We start from the raw sequence: 16,779 nt of genomic DNA, 5'->3' as shown, positions 1-16,779 counted from the left end.
TCGATAACCGCTTCGCACCACCCAGAGTATGCACCGCCATGCCGAAGATCGAGTCCCTGCTGCTCACCGCGGCGCGCATCTGCACCTACGACGGCCAGCGCCAGCTGACCAACGCCAGCGGCTTCTTCTTCGCCCGCGGCGAACGCCTGTTCGTGGTGACCAGCCGCCACGTGATGATCGACGAGCCGAGCAAGCATTTTCCCGATCGCATCGTCATCGAGGTGCACACCGCCGAGGCCAACATGGCCAGCTCCACCGGCTTCTCCATTCCGCTGTACCGCGACGGCAAGAGCCTCTGGCGCCAGGGCCTGGACAGCGCCGGCGAGATCGACGTGGCGGCCATCGAGCTGGACCGCGCCGCCCTGCCCGAGGACATGGTCTACAGCGCCTTCACCCCCGAGCACCTGCCGGGGCCGGAGGAGCCGGTCGAGGTCGGCTCGTCGCTGCTGGTGGTGGGCTTCCCCCTCGGCTTCCACGACACCCTGCACCACATGCCAGTGGTGCGCCACGCGGTGCTCGCCTCCTCCTTCGGCCTGCGTTTCCAGGGCCAGGGCTACTTCCTCACCGACGGCCGCACCCACCGCGGCACCAGCGGCGCCCCGGTGGTGCTGCGCCTGCCCGACCGCCAGGGCAAAGCGGACGAGCTGCCCTGGCGCCTGCTGGGTGTGCACTCGGCGCGCCTCGACCTGGGCACCCGCGACCTGGAGCTGGACGAGGCGCTCGGCCTGAACTGCACCTGGTACGCGGATATCCTGCTGACGCTGACGAAGTGACGACGGGCCTCGCGCGCTCCGTCTGGGTGCCGGCTGCCGTTTTCCCCGACGTAGTTCCAGGCTATTACCCGCCTGCGCACTCGAAGGCGGAAACTCGTCGGGTCATCAACCTGTCAGGAGGACAGCATGGCTGCGAAGAATATTTTGATGCTGGTCGGCGACTACGTCGAAGATTACGAAGTGATGGTGCCGTTCCAGGCCCTGCAGATGGTCGGTCACGTCGTGCATGCGGTCTGTCCGGACAAAGTCGCCGGGCAGAGCGTGCGCACCGCCATCCATGACTTCGAGGGCGATCAGACCTACAGCGAAAAGCCCGGGCACAACTTCGTCCTGAACTACGACTTCGCCAAGGTCGAGGCCGAGCATTACCAGGGGCTGTTGATTCCCGGCGGGCGTGCCCCGGAATACCTGCGCCTGAACGAGCAGGTGCTGGAGCTGGTCCGGGCCTTCGCCAGGGCCGACAAGCCGATTGCCGCGGTCTGTCACGGTGCCCAGCTGCTGACGGCGGCGGGCGTGCTCCAAGGCCGTGCCTGCAGCGCATACCCGGCCTGTGCCCCGGAAGTGCGGCAGGCCGGTGGCGAGTATATGGACATCGCCGTGGATCAAGCGCATATCCAGGGCAACCTGGTCACCGCACCGGCCTGGCCGGCGCACCCGGCCTGGCTGGCCGGCTTCCTCACGCTGCTGGGCACCAGGATCAGCCTGTAAGGGTAACGTTCAACTGTGGCAGCGGCCGCAGGACGGCCCGGTAAGCGACAATCGGGTCCCCTGCCAGCGACTGCGGTCGCCGCCACGGCATCCCGCTCGAGAGACCTTGGAATATGTGCGAGCTCTACGTCAAAGCCGACCCGATTCTCTACGAGTCGCGCTCCCGATCGCTGCGGATTCGCGGCGTGGTCACCACCCTGCGCCTGGAGAACCAGTTCTGGGACATCCTGCGCGAGATCGCCGAAGTCGATGGCATGACCACCAATCAGTTGATCACCAAGCTGTACGAGGAGGTCATCGACTACCGTGGCGAGGTGGTCAACTTCGCCTCCTTCCTGCGGGTCAGCTGCACACGCTTTCTCAGCCAGCGGCGCGGCACGGTCAGCGAGTTGAGTCTGGTGCCGGGGCGCACCCGGCCCTGAGCGCCAACCGCTCGACTATATTCAGCGGGCCCGCCGGGCATCGAACAGGTCGCCACAGCGTCGGTACCGGCTGCACACTGAGCGCCGGGCAACACCTCGAACTCGATCCAAGGAGGCTCCATGACCACCCCACCGCAAGCGCTGCGGATCGACATCGTCTCCGATGTGGTCTGCCCCTGGTGCATCATCGGCTACCGACAGCTGGCCACCGCGCTGCAGGCGACCGGCACGCCGCACGAGGTCCATTGGCACCCGTTCGAGCTGAACCCCGACATGCCGCCCGAGGGGCAGAACCTGCGCGACCATGTGGCCGAGAAATACGGCACCACCCGGGAGCAATCGGAGGACAGCCGGGCTAGGTTGACCGCGATCGGCGCAGAGCTCGGCTTCGCGTTCCGCTTTGCCGACGACATGCGCATGCACAACACCTTCAACGTGCATCAACTGCTGCACTGGGCCGATCAGCAGGGGCGCATGCACGACCTGGAACAGGCGCTGTTTACCGCCCACTTCACCCACCGCCGCGACCTGTCCGACCTCGGCGTGCTGGCGGACGTAGCCGCCGAAGTCGGCTTGGCGCGAGCCGAAGCCCTGGCGGTGCTTCAGGATCAGCGCTTTGCCTCAGCGGTGCGTGCGGCCGAGAGCGCATGGCTGAACCAAGGCATTCGCGGTGTGCCGGCGGTGATCTTCAACCGTCGCCACCTCGTCAGCGGTGCGCAAGGGGTGGAGAACTACACGCGCATCCTGGAACAGCTGGCCGCCGGGGATAATTGAGCGAGGTCGTCCACCCGGTACAGCGCGCGAGTTCGCCCAGGCTGGCACGCTGGCGCAACGTCTATCGACGCCCGAGCTGGAAAGATTCGACCGTTTGATTGCAGAGGAGACGCGGCATGGAGCGATTCACCGGCGGTTGCCTGTGCGGCAACGTGCGCATCGAGGCCTCGGGACGCCCCTACCGGGTCGGCCTTTGCCACTGTCTCGACTGCCGCAAGCACCATGGCGCGCTGTTCCACGCATCCGCGATCTTCCCCCAGGATGCGGTAACGATCGAGGGAGAAACCCGCGACTACGCCGGGCGGTATTTCTGCCCCCGCTGCGGCTCATCGGTTTTCGCCCGCAGCGCAGACGAGATCGAAGTGAACCTGGGCGCCCTGGATGCCCCCGACCAACTGACGCCCACCTACGAGAGCTGGACCGTCCGCCGCGAGTCCTGGCTGCCGGCGTTTCCCCTTAGCCGGCGATACGCCCACGACCGCGAGGCCACGGGGCGCTTCGAGGAGTAGCCGGCCCAAGGCGGACGCTCAGCGCAGGAAAAATAGATCTGCCCCCTTTGGCCGACCGAATACACTATGCGCCCGATTATCCTGGGCCATGCATATGGCTGCACCGAACAAGGAACTCGCCTCAATGGCCTCCCCAGACAAACAGAAGAAACGCGCCCAGCGGGCCAAAGCCAAGGCCAAGCAGAACCGTTCGGGCAAGTCCAAAGCCCATGCGGTTCATCCGCTGCTGGCCAATCCGCTGATCGACGAGCCCTTCGATGATGTCGAAATCGACCTGAGCACCTTCGACTTCAAGGACATCGAAGAGAACGGCTTCGACCCGGCGCACTTCGACGACCTGTTCCAGGCGATGAAAGTCGCCGAAAACACCAGCCTGCTGGCGATGTGCCTGGTGTTCCTGCAGTACCCGGTGCTGGAGCTGGTGGTCGCCGAGGAAGAGGAAGACCCGGCGATCGACTTCATGATGGGCCTGCTGATCACCTACCGGGGGATCTTCCACGATGAAGACGAAGACACGGCAGTGGACTGGATCAGCGGCGAGGCTTTCCAGAATGCCTACAGCGAAGCATCGATAATCCTGCAGAAGAAATACGCTCGCGGCGCCCCAGGGGCCCAAGCTTAAAAGCGGACAGGGTTGTTCACGTCATCAGGGGCAGACCACGATTCAGGAAATGGCGATCTGCCCCCAGTTGTTATTGGCCACGGGCCTTAACAGTCTCAGCGGATGGCTAGGGCAGCTGTCGCAGAGCGGCCGCTTTCGGCCAAAAGCTGACGTTCAAATACGTCTACCAAAACGGGGACAACTCAGAACATCGACGCGAAGGAGTGACGAAAAGGGTAGGCTCTTCCATTGTCTTTCCTTCAGCGTCCGTTTGCGTCCTCCAATCATGGCGGGGCGCAAGCGAGGTATTGCTCTTGAGGGCAGCTTGCAGAAACCTACTTTAACCAGTCCAGAATTGTCTTGGTTGTCTCTTTGGGCTTTTCCTCCTGAATCCAGTGGCCTGTGTCCAGGCTGACAATTTCGACGTTTGGCACAAAGTCACTCAGATTTGGGGACTTGGGTATCAGGTCGCGCTCTCCATAGATCATTAGGGCGGGATGGGGAACAATCGGATCCACGCCCGCCAAGAGATGCCAGTTGCGATCGAGATTTCTATACCAGTTGATACTGCCCGTGAAGCCAGAGACCTCAAACGCGGCGTCGAGGACAGACAGCTCGGCATCTGTCATGAGCGCCTCTCCAGTAGCAACCTCAGCCTTCGCCAGATTGATCATTGCCATTCCTGGTTCGGGTGTATGTGGTTGTTGGTTCTTGCGATACAGATTTCGAAGGAACCGTAGCCTGTTTTGATCCAGGATCGCATCCGCCACACCGGGGTGCTTATTGAAATGCACCATGTAATTGTCTGGCCCCATGAAGCCTTCGATCAACTCCACCCACGGGATATCACCCCGTTCCTGATAGGGAAGTGCGAGCGCGATGAGCTTACTCACGCGGTTTGGATGCAGTAGAGCCATGCCCCAGACAACATTTGCGCCCCAGTCATGACCAATAAAGACGGCGTCGTCGTATCCGAAGTGATCGAGCAAGGCGACAAGGTCACCGGTCAGGTGTGCGAGGTCATATGCTGTCACGTCATTCGGTCGCGCAGAATTTCCATACCCACGCTGGTTTGGCACGATGACGTGATAGCCAGCAGCCGCAAGTGCGGGGATTTGATATCGCCAGGAAAAAGCATGCTGTGGCCAGCCGTGACACAGCACGATCGGGTTTCTAGAGTTTTCACTTCCGGCTTCAAAGACTTCCAATTCCACACCGTTAACTGAGATCAAAGTGGGTTTGGGAAAGTCATCGGGGTTAAACATTTATCTTCCTTTTGTGTTTGGATGGGTGATCAGGCAGCGGCGCTACACTTGATGACCGGTAGGTCAGGGGGCAGCGCCGGACGTCAACTGGCGTCGACACTCGTAATCTACGAGGTAAAGGTGTCAAAATATGACACCTTTGATTATTGATCCAAAGAAGATGAATGTTCGCCTTCGACAAGAAGCCATCATACGCAGCCTGCGCCGCAATGGATCAGCGACCATTGCCGAGCTCGCAGGGCAGGTGGGGGCATCCCGTAGCACACTGCTACGTGACATTAGCCCGTTGCGAGAACAGGGTTTTGTCATTTGTTCTGAACCTGGTCGCGGCGGGGGGCTGCAACTTGACCCTCGTTCGGTTCAGACCGCGCCACGTCTTTCAGTGACCGAGGTTTTTGCCCTTTTGATCAGCGTGGCATCGATGCGTGCAGCGGGAAACCTACCATTTTCAAACTTTGCGGACACCGGGCTTGCAAAGATTGAAAAGGCATTGCCGCCAGATAAAATTCGGGATTTACGGCATTTTCTGGACAGCCTGTATATCGGAGAACTTGCCCCGCAGGTGGACAGGTCCAATATAGGAACAATGGACCCTGCTTTGCTTCCGGAATTCGAGGTGGCCTTTCTTCAGCGCCAGCATCTACGGTTCAATTATCGCGATGCGAAAGGTGAAAGCAGCATACGTGTGGTTGAGCCGCAGGCAATGCTGATTCTGCCGCCACTTTGGTATCTGGTGGCCTGGGATCCTGCACGTGAAGACTTTCGGCATTTCCGCATGGACCGGATCAGAGAACCGCACTGTATCGAAGGAACGACGTTCCGAAAGCGGCACGTCGTTTTCGATGATGGCGTTCGACCTCTAGATAATTTACAGCGCTAGAAATTCTAAATATGAGGCAGTACTAATCCTTACATCAGCACTCGCTATTAAGATTGCTCAGGCTTTCTAATGAATCGCCCCTACTTTTCTCGACACCTCCAAGTCACAGCTGTGGGCAGCTTATCTAAATCTGGATCGTCTGCTTTTGGCCGAAAGCGGGCATCTGCCCAAGGCCGGCGTCGACCCGAAGTAGACAATGCAGCCATGCATCTAAATCCGGCTTGCTGATGTCAGGACAGACAAGAGTGGCGCTAGCCATATTTCGCCAGCACCGCCTCGATAACCTGAACGACCTCTTGGCACTTCTGCAGATCCAGCGCGTCAGGGTGCGGCGCGGCGAAGCACCCGGCGTCATTGTCGAAGTATCGGCCGGAGGCTGTGGCGAACTCATCCGAGAGTGCCGCCCTGACCAATATGTCCGCCCCCGTACGCAGGTCCTTGCCGGCCATGCCGAAGCCTTCCTTGACCATCTTGGTGGCCAGCAGGGAGCCGGGATTCACCGCCACCAGCAACGGCCCCCTGCCCTTCAGCGCATGCGCCATGCCATGGGTCCACATGGTCAGGGCCAGCTTGCTCTGGGCATAGCTTTCGAACTGGTCGGCAATCGGCGTCCGCCCAGCCAGCGCATCCAGGTCAACGGGCGCCTGCGCGGCAGACGACAGGTTGACCACCCGGGCGTCCGGGCCCAGCACGGGCAGCAGCCGCTGGGTCAACAGGTAGGGGGCGAGGGTGTTGACCGCGAAGCGCACATCGAAACCCTCGGCCGTGCGGCTTTGCTCGGAGCGGAAGATGCCCGCGTTGTTGATCAGCACGTCGAGCCTGTCGTGCTGCTCGATGATGGCCTGGGCGAGCGCCACGACTTCGCTCGGGTCGGACAGGTCGGCCAGGTATGTCTCCGTGTAGCCGCCCGACAGCGCCTGCCGGGCCGCCTCCAGCTTTGCCGGATTGCGGCCATGCAACAGCACCCGATGCCCCTGGGAACACAGGAGCTTGGCCGTTTCCAGGCCGATGCCGTCCGTGGCGCCGGTAATCAGAATGGTCTTTTGCATGGGTCACCTCCTCACGCAGTAAAGTCCGGCAACAGCGCGTCGGCGATGCGCTGCAGCGTGGTTTCGATATCGGCCTGGTTGAAGCGCAGGTTCAGCGCCACATGGTTGATGCCGATGGATTCGAGCGATCTCAGGTAGGCCCGCAGGTAGTGGATGCCCGCGCGAAAGCCGAGGTGGATCGCCTGGGGCGGTGCATCATCCTTCTCGAGCAGGTCGATGTAGAGCGACTGCATGGCGGGCTTGATCCCATGGCCGGCGGCAGCTGCCCGTGCTCGCCAGTCGCCGATGATCTGCTGCTGAACCGCCACGGGCCGCGGGTAGGTAATCCAGCCGTCGCCATGACTGGCCAGCCAGTCCGGGTTCTGCTGGCTGGCGCCGGTGATCAGCAACGGCACTTTTTCTGCGACGGGTTTTGGCAGCATGTCCATGCCCCCGCCAGGGCTGCCATAGCGGTTGTCGAACGCAGGCGCGTGCTGCCAGATCCGCTGGATGTAGTCGAGGCTGTCGCGAAAGCGCGTGCCACGATCCTCGTAGTTCAGTTTGAGGGCGGGGTATTCGTCCGGCCGGTCGCCCGAGGCGACGCCCAGAAGCAGGCGACCGCCCGACAGGGCGTCGGCGCTGGCAGCGGCCTTGGCCACATGGGCCGGATGACGCAAGGGCAGCACGAGACTGGCGACGCCCAGAGCGATGCGTTCGGTCTGCCCGGCCAGCAGGCCCAGGTAGACAAAGGGATCGTAGAGCTGGCCGGCATCGCCGAATGACGGCACGTTGAACGGCACATCGCGCAGCCAGACCGCGGCGAACCCCAGCTGCTCGGCCAGCCTGACCCGCTCGAGGTGAGCGCGCATCGAGGGGACAGGACTGTCCGCATAGCGCTCGATGGGCACCACGAGGCCGAGGCTTAGCCTGTTCAGGCGAAAGACTGCCTCGTAGCCCTGATTGATGGGGGCGAACCCCCGTTGTTCGGACAGCATTGCGACACCTCTTGCCATGAGTGCGGCGGGCTCCAACCCTGGGCCCGCCCCACCGTGCGTGGTCAGGCCTCGACCACTACCTTGCCGATCGCCTGGCCGCTGCCCAGGCGTGCATGGGCCTGGCCGATGTCTTCGAGGGCAAACCGCGGGTCGTCCAGCAGCGGCTTGAGGGCCCCGGCATCGGCGATCTCGGCGAGCTTGGTGAGAATGGCGCCATGCTCTTCACGCTTGTGGTTGTGCAGCATGGGGATCAGCATGAACACCACGTGCACCGACAGGCCCTTGAAGTGCGCGGGCGTCAGGTCAAGCTCCAGCATGGAAACGGTGGTCACCACCTGAGCATTCAGCGCCGCGGCCTCGAAGGAATTGGCCATGTTGGCGCCGCCAACGCTGTCGAAGACGACCTCGAACCCCTTCCCGTCGGTGTGCTTCGCCACATAGTCGGCGACCGACTCGTTCCTGTAGTTGATCGGCGTGGCGCCATAGCCCTGAATCACGCTGGCCTGCTGCTCACCCGAGCAGGTGGCGTACACCTCCGCGCCCAGGTACTTGGCCAGTTGCACGGCCACGTGGCCAACACCACCGGCACCACCATGCACCAGCACGCGCTGCCCGGCGTGGGTGCCGGCGCGCTGCAGGCCTTCGTAGGCGGTGATGCCCACCAGTGGCAAGGCGGCCGCCTCACGCATCGACAGCGACTTGGGCTTGTGGGCCAGCAAGCGGGCGTCGGCCAGCATGTACTCGGCCAGCGTGCCTTGCAGGTCGGCCAGGCCACCGGCACAGCCGTACACCTCATCGCCTGGCGCAAAGCCGCTGACGCCTTCACCGACGGCCTCGACGGTGCCGGCGAAATCCATCCCCAGCACGGCGGGCAGGGCCGGCGACAGCGGCAGGTCCTGGCCCATCTGGCGGATCATGGTGTCGACGGTGTTCACGCTGGTGGCGGCGATGCGCACCAGCACATGGCCTGCCCTGACCACCGGCTTCGGCAGGTCGGCCACCTGGAAGGCGGCGTTTTCGCCGTACTGCTCGAGGATCATTGCTTTCATGGGGAAATCTCCTGCTTATATCGGGAAGTGGTCGAGGCACTGAGAGCAATACAGGCTGTGTGCGGACCACTCGGTGTGATGCTTCAGGCTGACTCATCCAGCCCATGATTCGAGCACCCTGAACTGACGGCTTGCCGTGAGCGCTGTGTGCTTGATGGGGTCAGCATATTTGACAGACAGACCATTGATAATCGACCATCTCAAGCAATAACTTTTTAGATTTCGCTGAATATCGACCATGAACATCGAGCATCTCAAGCTCTTCGTCAGGCTGGCGGTCACCCACAACATCAGCCAGGCCGGCCAGGAATTGGGCCTGTCGCCGGCGGTGGCCAGCGCCCATATCAGCAAGCTGGAGCAAGGGCTTGGCGTGCGTTTGCTGCATCGCACCACACGCAAGGTGTCGCTCACCCAGGAGGGCGAGGCCTTTCTGCCCTATGCCGAAGAAGTGCTGGCCAGCGTGGAGATGGCGCGCGCCTCGGTGGGCGCGGGCAGCACGGCGCCCAGGGGGACGCTGCGGGTCACGGCACCCGCTTCGTTCGGGCGCATGCATCTGCTGCCTTCGCTGAAGACGTTTCTCGCCCGTTATCCGCACCTGTCGCTGGATCTGCGGCTGTCCGACTCGATCGTCGACCTGGTCGAGGGCGGCTTCGATATTGCGATCCGCAATGCCGAGCTCAAGGACTCCAGCCTGGTGGCCCGCCGGCTGGCGCCGGACCGGCGCATCCTCTGCGCCGCGCCGGAATATCTGAAGCATTACGGAGAACCGCTCTCGCCCCAGGATCTGCTCAATCATCAATGCATCAATCTGCTGGGGCTGGAGACCTGGGTCTTCGCCACGGCGAATGGCCCGCTCAGCATCAAAACCCATGGCCAGCTGCGTACCGACAACGGTGAGGCCATGCGTGACGCCTGTGTCAGCGGACTGGGCATCGCCATCAGCTCGACCTGGAGCGTCTACCAGCACCTGGCGCATGGCGACCTGGTCCAGGTGCTACCGCACAGCCCGCTGCTTGCACAAACCGCGATCTGGGCGATGTACCCCAGTTCACGCCTGCTAGCCCCCAAGGTGCGGGCCTTTATCGATTTCTACGCCGAGTATTTTGGTGAGGAACCTTACTGGGACCAGGCGCTGCCGGGTGCGGAGTATTGAATCGGCCCGCGCGCCTGAATGCCTAGACGCCTCTATGTGAGCCCCGTTCAGCTTGGTACGGATCAGTTTGCTCTTGGCTGGCTTCTGCCGGCTCCCTGCCCCCGCTAGGGTCGTTCCCTTGATCAGACCGAGCGGGTGATGCCGCCATCGACCCGCAGGTTCTGCCCGGTGATGTAGCCCGCCCCCTCGCTGGCGAGGAAGGCGATGGTCGCGGCTATCTCCTCGGCGCGTCCGTAACGGCCCATGGGGATGCGCGCACGGAACTCCTCCTTCTCCGGCAGGCTGTCGATGAAGCCTGGCAGCACATTGTTCATGCGCACGTTGTCGGCCGCATGGCGATCGGCGAACAGTTTGCTGAACGCCGCCAGGCCGGCGCGGAAGACACCAGAAGTCGGAAACACCGGATCAGGCTCGAACGCCGCGAAGGTCGAGATGTTGATGATGCTGCCTGACTGCTGGGCGACCATGGTTGGCGTCACCAGGCGCGTCGGGCGGATCACGTTCAGCAGGTAGACCTCCAGCCCTCTGTGCCACTCTTCGTCGCTCAGCTCGAGCACCGGTGCGCGCGGCCCATGGCCGGCGCTGTTGACCAGCACATCGATGCGCCCCCAGCGTTCAAGCGTCAGGTCTACCAGGCGTTGCAGATCATCGTTCGACTGGTTGGAGCCGGTGACGCCCAGCCCACCCAGTTGCTTGGCCAGCTCCTCGCCCTTGCCCGACGCCGACAGGATCGCCACCTTGAAGCCGTCGCTGGCCAGCCGTTTGGCGGTGGCTGCCCCCATGCCGCTGCCACCGGCGGTAATGATGGCTACTTTTTCTATAGTCATGCTGCCTCCTCATGAATGCCGGAAATCGCTGCTGGAAATCCGTATGAATTGCATGAACTATAGGTATATGAGCGCCCACGTTCGAACCAGATCGACTGCCTTGTGACTATAGAAAAACTACATGACTACAACTAACTCAGCGCGGCTGCCGCCGCTCAATGCCCTGCGCGTCTTCGACGTGGTCGCGCAGCAGCTGAACTTCCGCCTGGCGGCCGAACAGCTAAACGTCACCCAGGGGGCGGTGGCACAGCAGATTCGCAAGCTCGAGGATGATCTGGGCATCCGCCTGTTCATACGCGAGGCGCATGGGGTGGCGTTGACGGACGCGGGACGGGCCTTCCTGCCTAACATCCGCCGGGCCTTCGAACTGATCGGCGACGCCACGGCAAACCTGCGCACCGCCCCCACTCGCCTGACGATCAGCGCGACCCCGACCTTTGCAGCCAAATGGCTGCTGCCCAGGCTGCCCGGATTCGTCGCCGCCCATCCGCTGATCGACCTGCGCATTCTGGCGAGCGAGCAGCTGTCGAGCTTCCACGCCGATGGCGTCGACCTGGCCATTCGCCAGGGACGTCCGCCGTTCGGGCCAGGGCTGGAAGTGGATTTTCTGTTTGCGCAGACACTGATTGCAGTCTGCAGCCCCGCCCTGCTTGCGTCCCTGGACGCACCGATGACCCCGGCGAACCTGCGCGGCCAGGTGCTGCTCGAGGACAGCCACAACCTCTGGCCCGAGTATCTTGAACGGGCCCTGGGCCAGGCCAATGCCCTCGGGAGCAAGCGCATGCAGTTCAACCAGACCAGCCTGGCCATAGATGCAGCCATTGCCGGCCAGGGATTCGCCCTGGCCAGCCGTTTTCTGGTGCAGGCAGAACTGGCCTCGGGTCTGTTGGTGCAACCGTTCACTGCTGTGATGCGCGGCACCCAGGACTTCTACGTCGTGGCCCCCCGCCGGCAACGCCACCCCGAGCCGACCCAGGCGGTTCGGCAGTGGCTTATGAGCGAGAGAGGGGCGGAACTACCCGACTTGCAGTGAATGCTTGCTCCTTGCCAGGCTTCGCGTCTGCTGCCTGGCGGAAGTCGCCCCAAGCCGCCTGTCGTATCAGGCGAAAACCAGCCAATAGCCGACACTCGGCTTCAGGCGGAGCCGATCTGTTTGAGCACTGCCGCAACGATCGCCTCCGGGCGATCCTCTTGCATGAGGTGCCCGGAGTTTTCAACCAGGAAACACGGCCGATCCGAGATCGACTCGGCGAGCACTTTGCCCTTCTCCGCTGGGATCCAGGCATCCTCCTGCCCCCACAAGACCCTGACAGGACAATCCATTGCGCCATAGAGGCCCTGAACCTCATCGGTAAACCGTTCATCCATCTGCGCAATCTGTCGATAGAAGGCCGCCTGGCCGACTGCTCCCACCCATGGATTGCAGTACAGCTGCATCGCCTCCTCGGACAGTGGATTACACGCGGCGGTTTGCAGATACGCCCTGAGCAAAGCCTGGTGCATGTAGTCCGGCATGCCGGCGAATGCGGCCTCATGCTGACGAACATGGCGGACGAATGGCGAGCCCCATGGGGCTAACGCCACAGCGTCGAAGATCGTGAGAGAGGAATAGCGAAGCCCGTTCAGGTAGTAGCCACGCAGGGCCGTGGCTCCGCCAAAATCGTGGGCCAGAACGTCAGGTCGGCTGATGCCCCACTCCTCGAAGAGGGCGGCGAGCACCTTGTTCTGGATTGCCAGGGAGACATCCTGGCCCGCCCGCATTTCGGACTGCCCGTACCCCACCAGATCGAAGTAATAAACCGTCCTCTGATCGACCAGATGGGGAATGATTCTGCGCCAGACCTGGGATGAGAACGGTGTGCCATGGATAGCGACCAAGGGGGCACCACTGCCACAGCGTCCCCACCTCACTGCATTCCCTTCAATCACCGACGTATATGGCAAATCCAACATAGCCTTGTCTCACAGGGTCATTTAGCTGAAAGACCAGTGTAGTGGTCTGCTGATCCAGGCGAACGCTGGGATTAACCCAGGAGCGCTCGCCTGAACTTGGACGCGACACTATGAGTCTTGCTGCCGTCGGCACCGACGCCGGCAATCAGGACGAAGTTCAGCATCAGCGAATGGGACGGCCTGATCTCCTTGGAGCGCACGAGTCTGCCGGCCATGGATACCGGCAAAAAGGCCTGGCAGAACCCTTCTTCGACGCCATCTCGCAGGGAGGCGACTGTCGCGGCCTCGAGCACCAGCTTGTGCTCACGGGGCACGGTCTTCAGGTCTTCGAGCGCGCGATCACGCAAGATGCAGTTGGTCGTCAGCACCCCCACCTTGGCTTTGCCGTCCTGGGTTCTTGCGCTACCAAACCAGGCGATTTCTTCCGACCAGAGATGAGCCCCCTCATCGGTTCCGGGCTCTTGCGCCACGATGGCCATATCCAGTGCACCGGACTGGATGCGTGCTCGCAGCGAGCGACTGGGTTCGAGAATGATGGTGGGAGTGAGCTTGGGGAACTCACGGCCAAAGATGGGCAGAAGTTTCTGCAGCAGCGTCGGCGCATAGTCGGTGGGGGTGCCGAAACTCAATTTGCCGAACAACTCGCCCTGGCGCAGATCGCTGAGCAGTTCGTAGTTCAGGCCCAGCAGCTTTTCGCCCTTCTCCTTGAGGATGTCCCCGGCCGCGGTCAGGGCAATCCCCTGGTTGCTGCGTTCCAGAAGCCGCTGCCCCAGCAGCTCTTCGAGCCGCTTGATCTGCATGCTGACAGCGGCGGGGGTTTTATTGAGTCTTTCGGCCGCGGGTTTGAAGCCACCTTCCTGCAGGACGGTCTGGAACGTCCGAATGAGTTCGAGGTCTAGCGCCGGCAACATGATTAAATTTCCCTTACCTACAAGGTAAAATTATTTAGTTTTTATTAACCATAGCAGCCTTCCATACTCGCCCAACAGCCTTCCTTTGGAGTGAGTCATGCTGGATCTGTCCGCCACCCTCGACCAGAAACGCGTCCGTGCCTATCGGCTCGAGCGCACGCGCGAACTGTTGGCCCACTTCAAGATGGACGCGGCGGTGCTCTTCGATCCGCTGAACCTGCGTTACGCGACCGGTTGTCGCAACATGCAGGTCTGGACCTCGCACCACCTGGCGCGCTACGTCTTCGTCCCGGCGGCAGGACCCGTGGTGCTGTTCGACTACGGCGGTGCGCTGCACCTGTCCGATGACCTGGAAACCATCGACGAGGCCCGACCGGCGAAGTCCTGGGATTACTTCGGCTCCGGCAGCCGCGCTGAAGAGCACGCCGGCAAGTGGGCCGAAGAGATCGTCGACCTGCTGCACACCACCTGCGGACGCGGCGCCACCCTGGGCATCGACCGGGCCGATCTGCTGCCGCTGTTGGCCCTGCAGAAGCGCGGTATCCAGATGATGGACGCCAAGGCGCCAATGGAGATCGCCCGCTCGATCAAGTCGGCCGATGAGGTGGCGATCATCAGGAACTCGATGCAGGTCTGCACCGATGCCATCGCCTTCATGCGTCAGCACGCCGTGCCCGGGGTGACCGAGAACTACCTGATGTCGCTGATGAACCAGTACAACCTGGAGCATGGCGGCGAAGCGCAGGAGACGCGCTTGCTGAGCTCGGGGCATCACACCAACCCCTGGTTCACCGAGACCTCGAGCAAGGTGATCGAGGCGGGCGAGATGCTGGTCTTCGACAGCGACCTGATCGGCCCGGACGGCGTCTTCGTCGACCAGACCCGCGCCTTCGTGATCGGCGACAGGCGGCCCACGGCGGAGCAACGGCGCCTGTATGCCCACGCCCATGAGCAGTTGCAGCACAACATGGCGCTGCTGCGCCCGGGCATGAGCTTCGCTGAATTCGGCGAACTGTCCTGGAAGATGCCCGACATCTATGTGCCCAACCGCTATGCCGAGATGGTCCACGGCATCGGCTTCGGCGTGGAGTTCCCGGTGATCTACTACCCCGAGGACCACGAAACCTGGCAGTACGCCGGCACCTTTCAGGAGGGCATGTGCGTGTGCGTCGAGAGCTACATCGGCGCGGTCGGTGGCGATGAAGGGGTGAAGCTCGAACAGCCCGTGCTGATCACCAAGGATGGTCCCGTGCCGCTGAGCGACTGCCCGTTCGAGGAGGACTATCTGTGAACAGCCGTTACGACTACATCATCGTTGGCGCGGGCACCGCCGGCTGCGTGCTGGCCCATCGGCTGAGCGAAAGCGGCGAGTATTCGGTGCTGTTGCTGGAGCATGGCGGCGATGACCGCAGCTGGATCATCCAGATGCCGGCCGGCTTGCGTTCGGCATTCAAGCCGACGAGCAAGTACAACTATTGGTTCAAGACCACGCCGCAGCGCCAGCTGAACAATCGTGCGATCGACCAGCCACGCGGCAAGGTGCTGGGCGGATCGTCCTCGATCAACGGCATGACCTTCTTGCGCGGCAATCCGCGCGACTATGACGACTGGGCGGATATCGAAGGCTGCAGCGGTTGGTCCTTCGCCGATTGCCTGCCGTATTTCAAGAAGCTCGAGCGGCGCGACGGTCCGGCGGACGACTACCGCAGTCATTCGGGCCCGGTGGGGGTGAAGACCCAGCAGGACCTCAACCCGTTGAACGCCGCGTTCCTCGAGGCGGGCCAGCAGGCCGGGCATGCGCTGACTGAGGATGTGAACGGCTATGCGCAGGAAGGCGTGAGCCGCTTCGAGATGTCGGTGGAAAAAGGCGTGCGCAGCAGCTCCGCGCGTTCCTACCTGCATGCCCAGGCCAAGCGCGCCAATCTGCATGTGGTCACCGGCGTCAAGGTCTTGCGGGTCATCGTCCAGAACGGCCGCGCAACGGGCGTGGAACTGGCCAAGGGCCGGCGCATCCACAGGGTGCAAGCCTCACGCGAGGTGGTGATGTCGGCCGGGGTGTTCGGCACGCCGCAGATTCTGATGCTCTCGGGGATCGGCCCCGAGAAGCATCTGCGCGAGCACGGCATCGAGGTCGTCCACCCTGCGCCCATGCTGGGCGAGAACCTGCAGGACCACCTGGAGGCGCATATCCAGGTGGAGACGGACCAGCCGGTGTCCCTGAATCGATACCTCAAGCCCCATCTGATGCTCTGGGCCGGGCTGCAGTGGTTCGGCTGGAAGGGCGGCGTGGCCTCGATCAACCAATGCAATGTCGGGGCGTTCCTGCGCACCGATGCGGATGTCACGCACCCGAATATCCAGTTCCACTTCTTCCCGGTGTTCTTCGGCGAAAACTGGATCCCGAACCCGGCGAAAAACGGCTATCGCCTGGGGGCAGGCCCGATGCGCCCGGAAAGCCGCGGCAGGGTCCGGCTGGCCTCGGCCAATCCGCTGGATGCGCCGCTGATCGACCCCAACTACCTCGCCACCGAGCGGGATTGGTACGAGATGCGCCAGGGCCTGAAGATGGGCCGCGAGCTGCTGTCGCAGCCTACCTTCAAGGACTTCCACCGACGGGAGGACCTGCCCGGCGTGAACGTGCGAACGGATGTGGAACTGGATGAATTCATCCGCAAGGATGCCTCCTCGGCCTTCCACCCCTGCGGCACGGCACGCATGGGGGCGAGCGGCGATGAGCGCGCCGTGGTGGACCTGAACCTCAAGCTGCGCGGCATCGAAGGGTTGCGCATCGTCGATGCCTCGGTGATCCCCGCCGTGCCCAGCGCCAATATCAATGCCTGCGTGTACATGATCGCCGAGAAGGCCGCCGACCTGATCCTCGGCAAAACGCCTCTGACTCCAGAGTTCGTTGCGTATCACCGTGCCATCTGA

Annotated in this window: 18 protein-coding genes; 11 read left to right on the top strand and 7 right to left on the bottom strand. The window is 62.5% G+C overall.

Features of this window, described 5'->3' with window-relative positions; genetic code table 11:
* Nucleotides 1–38: 38 nt before the first annotated feature.
* The 6 genes from LPB260_RS10070 (at nucleotide 39) to LPB260_RS10045 (ending at nucleotide 3,808) form a co-directional block, all read left to right on the top strand.
* Nucleotides 39–773, top strand: a complete 735-nt coding sequence (locus tag LPB260_RS10070) for a serine protease (protein ID WP_208708587.1) — start codon at nucleotides 39–41, stop codon at nucleotides 771–773.
* Between the two features lie 126 nt (nucleotides 774–899).
* A complete protein-coding gene (locus tag LPB260_RS10065) occupies nucleotides 900–1,481 on the top strand; it encodes a DJ-1/PfpI family protein (RefSeq protein ID WP_208708586.1) in 582 nt (193 codons plus the stop codon).
* 113 nt (nucleotides 1,482–1,594) lie between these two features.
* Nucleotides 1,595–1,903, top strand: a complete 309-nt coding sequence (locus tag LPB260_RS10060) for a ribbon-helix-helix domain-containing protein (protein ID WP_208708585.1) — start codon at nucleotides 1,595–1,597, stop codon at nucleotides 1,901–1,903.
* A gap of 120 nt (nucleotides 1,904–2,023) precedes the next feature.
* A complete protein-coding gene (locus LPB260_RS10055) occupies nucleotides 2,024–2,677 on the top strand; it encodes a DsbA family protein (RefSeq protein WP_208708584.1) in 654 nt (217 codons plus the stop codon).
* Between the two features lie 116 nt (nucleotides 2,678–2,793).
* The gene (locus LPB260_RS10050; protein WP_208708583.1) at nucleotides 2,794–3,186 is read left to right on the top strand and encodes a GFA family protein; all 393 of its coding nucleotides are present in this window, start codon (nucleotides 2,794–2,796) and stop codon (nucleotides 3,184–3,186) included.
* Between the two features lie 124 nt (nucleotides 3,187–3,310).
* Nucleotides 3,311–3,808, top strand: coding sequence for a hypothetical protein (locus tag LPB260_RS10045; RefSeq protein WP_208708582.1), 498 nt, complete (start codon nucleotides 3,311–3,313; stop codon nucleotides 3,806–3,808).
* A gap of 314 nt (nucleotides 3,809–4,122) precedes the next feature.
* Here the strand turns inward: LPB260_RS10045 and LPB260_RS10040 are convergent, their stop codons facing one another.
* Nucleotides 4,123–5,052: an alpha/beta fold hydrolase gene (locus tag LPB260_RS10040; RefSeq protein WP_208708581.1), complete on the bottom strand. Its 930-nt coding sequence runs from the start codon at nucleotides 5,050–5,052 to the stop codon at nucleotides 4,123–4,125.
* A gap of 130 nt (nucleotides 5,053–5,182) precedes the next feature.
* Here LPB260_RS10040 and LPB260_RS10035 point away from each other — a divergent pair, with 130 nt between their 5' ends.
* Nucleotides 5,183–5,932, top strand: coding sequence for a YafY family protein (locus LPB260_RS10035; protein WP_218281512.1), 750 nt, complete (start codon nucleotides 5,183–5,185; stop codon nucleotides 5,930–5,932).
* A gap of 251 nt (nucleotides 5,933–6,183) precedes the next feature.
* Here the strand turns inward: LPB260_RS10035 and LPB260_RS10030 are convergent, their stop codons facing one another.
* The 3 genes from LPB260_RS10030 to LPB260_RS10020 all read right to left on the bottom strand — a co-directional run bounded on the left by LPB260_RS10030 (nucleotide 6,184) and on the right by LPB260_RS10020 (nucleotide 9,004).
* A complete protein-coding gene (locus LPB260_RS10030; RefSeq protein WP_208708580.1) occupies nucleotides 6,184–6,981 on the bottom strand; it encodes an SDR family NAD(P)-dependent oxidoreductase in 798 nt (265 codons plus the stop codon).
* An 11-nt stretch (nucleotides 6,982–6,992) separates the two neighbouring features.
* Nucleotides 6,993–7,955 (bottom strand): TIGR03571 family LLM class oxidoreductase, encoded by a 963-nt coding sequence (locus LPB260_RS10025; RefSeq protein WP_208708579.1) that lies wholly within the window; start codon nucleotides 7,953–7,955, stop codon nucleotides 6,993–6,995.
* A 62-nt stretch (nucleotides 7,956–8,017) separates the two neighbouring features.
* Nucleotides 8,018–9,004, bottom strand: coding sequence for a zinc-dependent alcohol dehydrogenase family protein (locus tag LPB260_RS10020; protein WP_208708578.1), 987 nt, complete (start codon nucleotides 9,002–9,004; stop codon nucleotides 8,018–8,020).
* 238 nt (nucleotides 9,005–9,242) lie between these two features.
* Here LPB260_RS10020 and LPB260_RS10015 point away from each other — a divergent pair, with 238 nt between their 5' ends.
* Nucleotides 9,243–10,157, top strand: coding sequence for a LysR family transcriptional regulator (locus tag LPB260_RS10015; RefSeq protein ID WP_208708577.1), 915 nt, complete (start codon nucleotides 9,243–9,245; stop codon nucleotides 10,155–10,157).
* Between the two features lie 122 nt (nucleotides 10,158–10,279).
* Here the strand turns inward: LPB260_RS10015 and LPB260_RS10010 are convergent, their stop codons facing one another.
* Nucleotides 10,280–10,984 carry an SDR family oxidoreductase gene (locus tag LPB260_RS10010; protein WP_208708576.1) on the bottom strand — a complete coding sequence of 235 codons (705 nt, stop codon included), beginning with the start codon at nucleotides 10,982–10,984 and terminating at the stop codon, nucleotides 10,280–10,282.
* 121 nt (nucleotides 10,985–11,105) lie between these two features.
* Between LPB260_RS10010 and LPB260_RS10005 the strand changes: the two genes are divergently transcribed.
* Nucleotides 11,106–12,017, top strand: coding sequence for a LysR substrate-binding domain-containing protein (locus LPB260_RS10005; protein ID WP_208708575.1), 912 nt, complete (start codon nucleotides 11,106–11,108; stop codon nucleotides 12,015–12,017).
* A 101-nt stretch (nucleotides 12,018–12,118) separates the two neighbouring features.
* Here LPB260_RS10005 and LPB260_RS10000 read toward each other — a convergent pair whose 3' ends face one another.
* Nucleotides 12,119–12,862 carry an alpha/beta fold hydrolase gene (locus tag LPB260_RS10000; protein WP_371926132.1) on the bottom strand — a complete coding sequence of 248 codons (744 nt, stop codon included), beginning with the start codon at nucleotides 12,860–12,862 and terminating at the stop codon, nucleotides 12,119–12,121.
* A gap of 146 nt (nucleotides 12,863–13,008) precedes the next feature.
* Entirely contained in the window at nucleotides 13,009–13,848 is an 840-nt protein-coding gene (locus LPB260_RS09995) for a LysR family transcriptional regulator (protein ID WP_208708573.1), read from the bottom strand.
* Between the two features lie 97 nt (nucleotides 13,849–13,945).
* Here LPB260_RS09995 and LPB260_RS09990 point away from each other — a divergent pair, with 97 nt between their 5' ends.
* The gene (locus LPB260_RS09990; protein WP_208708572.1) at nucleotides 13,946–15,139 is read left to right on the top strand and encodes a Xaa-Pro peptidase family protein; all 1,194 of its coding nucleotides are present in this window, start codon (nucleotides 13,946–13,948) and stop codon (nucleotides 15,137–15,139) included.
* Nucleotides 15,136–16,779, top strand: a complete 1,644-nt coding sequence (locus LPB260_RS09985) for a choline dehydrogenase (protein WP_208708571.1) — start codon at nucleotides 15,136–15,138, stop codon at nucleotides 16,777–16,779. Before LPB260_RS09990 ends, LPB260_RS09985 begins: the two co-directional genes overlap by 4 nt.

The sequence above is a fragment of the Pseudomonas sp. LPB0260 genome (assembly GCF_013388395.1).
Note: the sequence above shows the minus strand (reverse complement) of the source record. Positions and strands in the feature narration are given on the sequence as shown.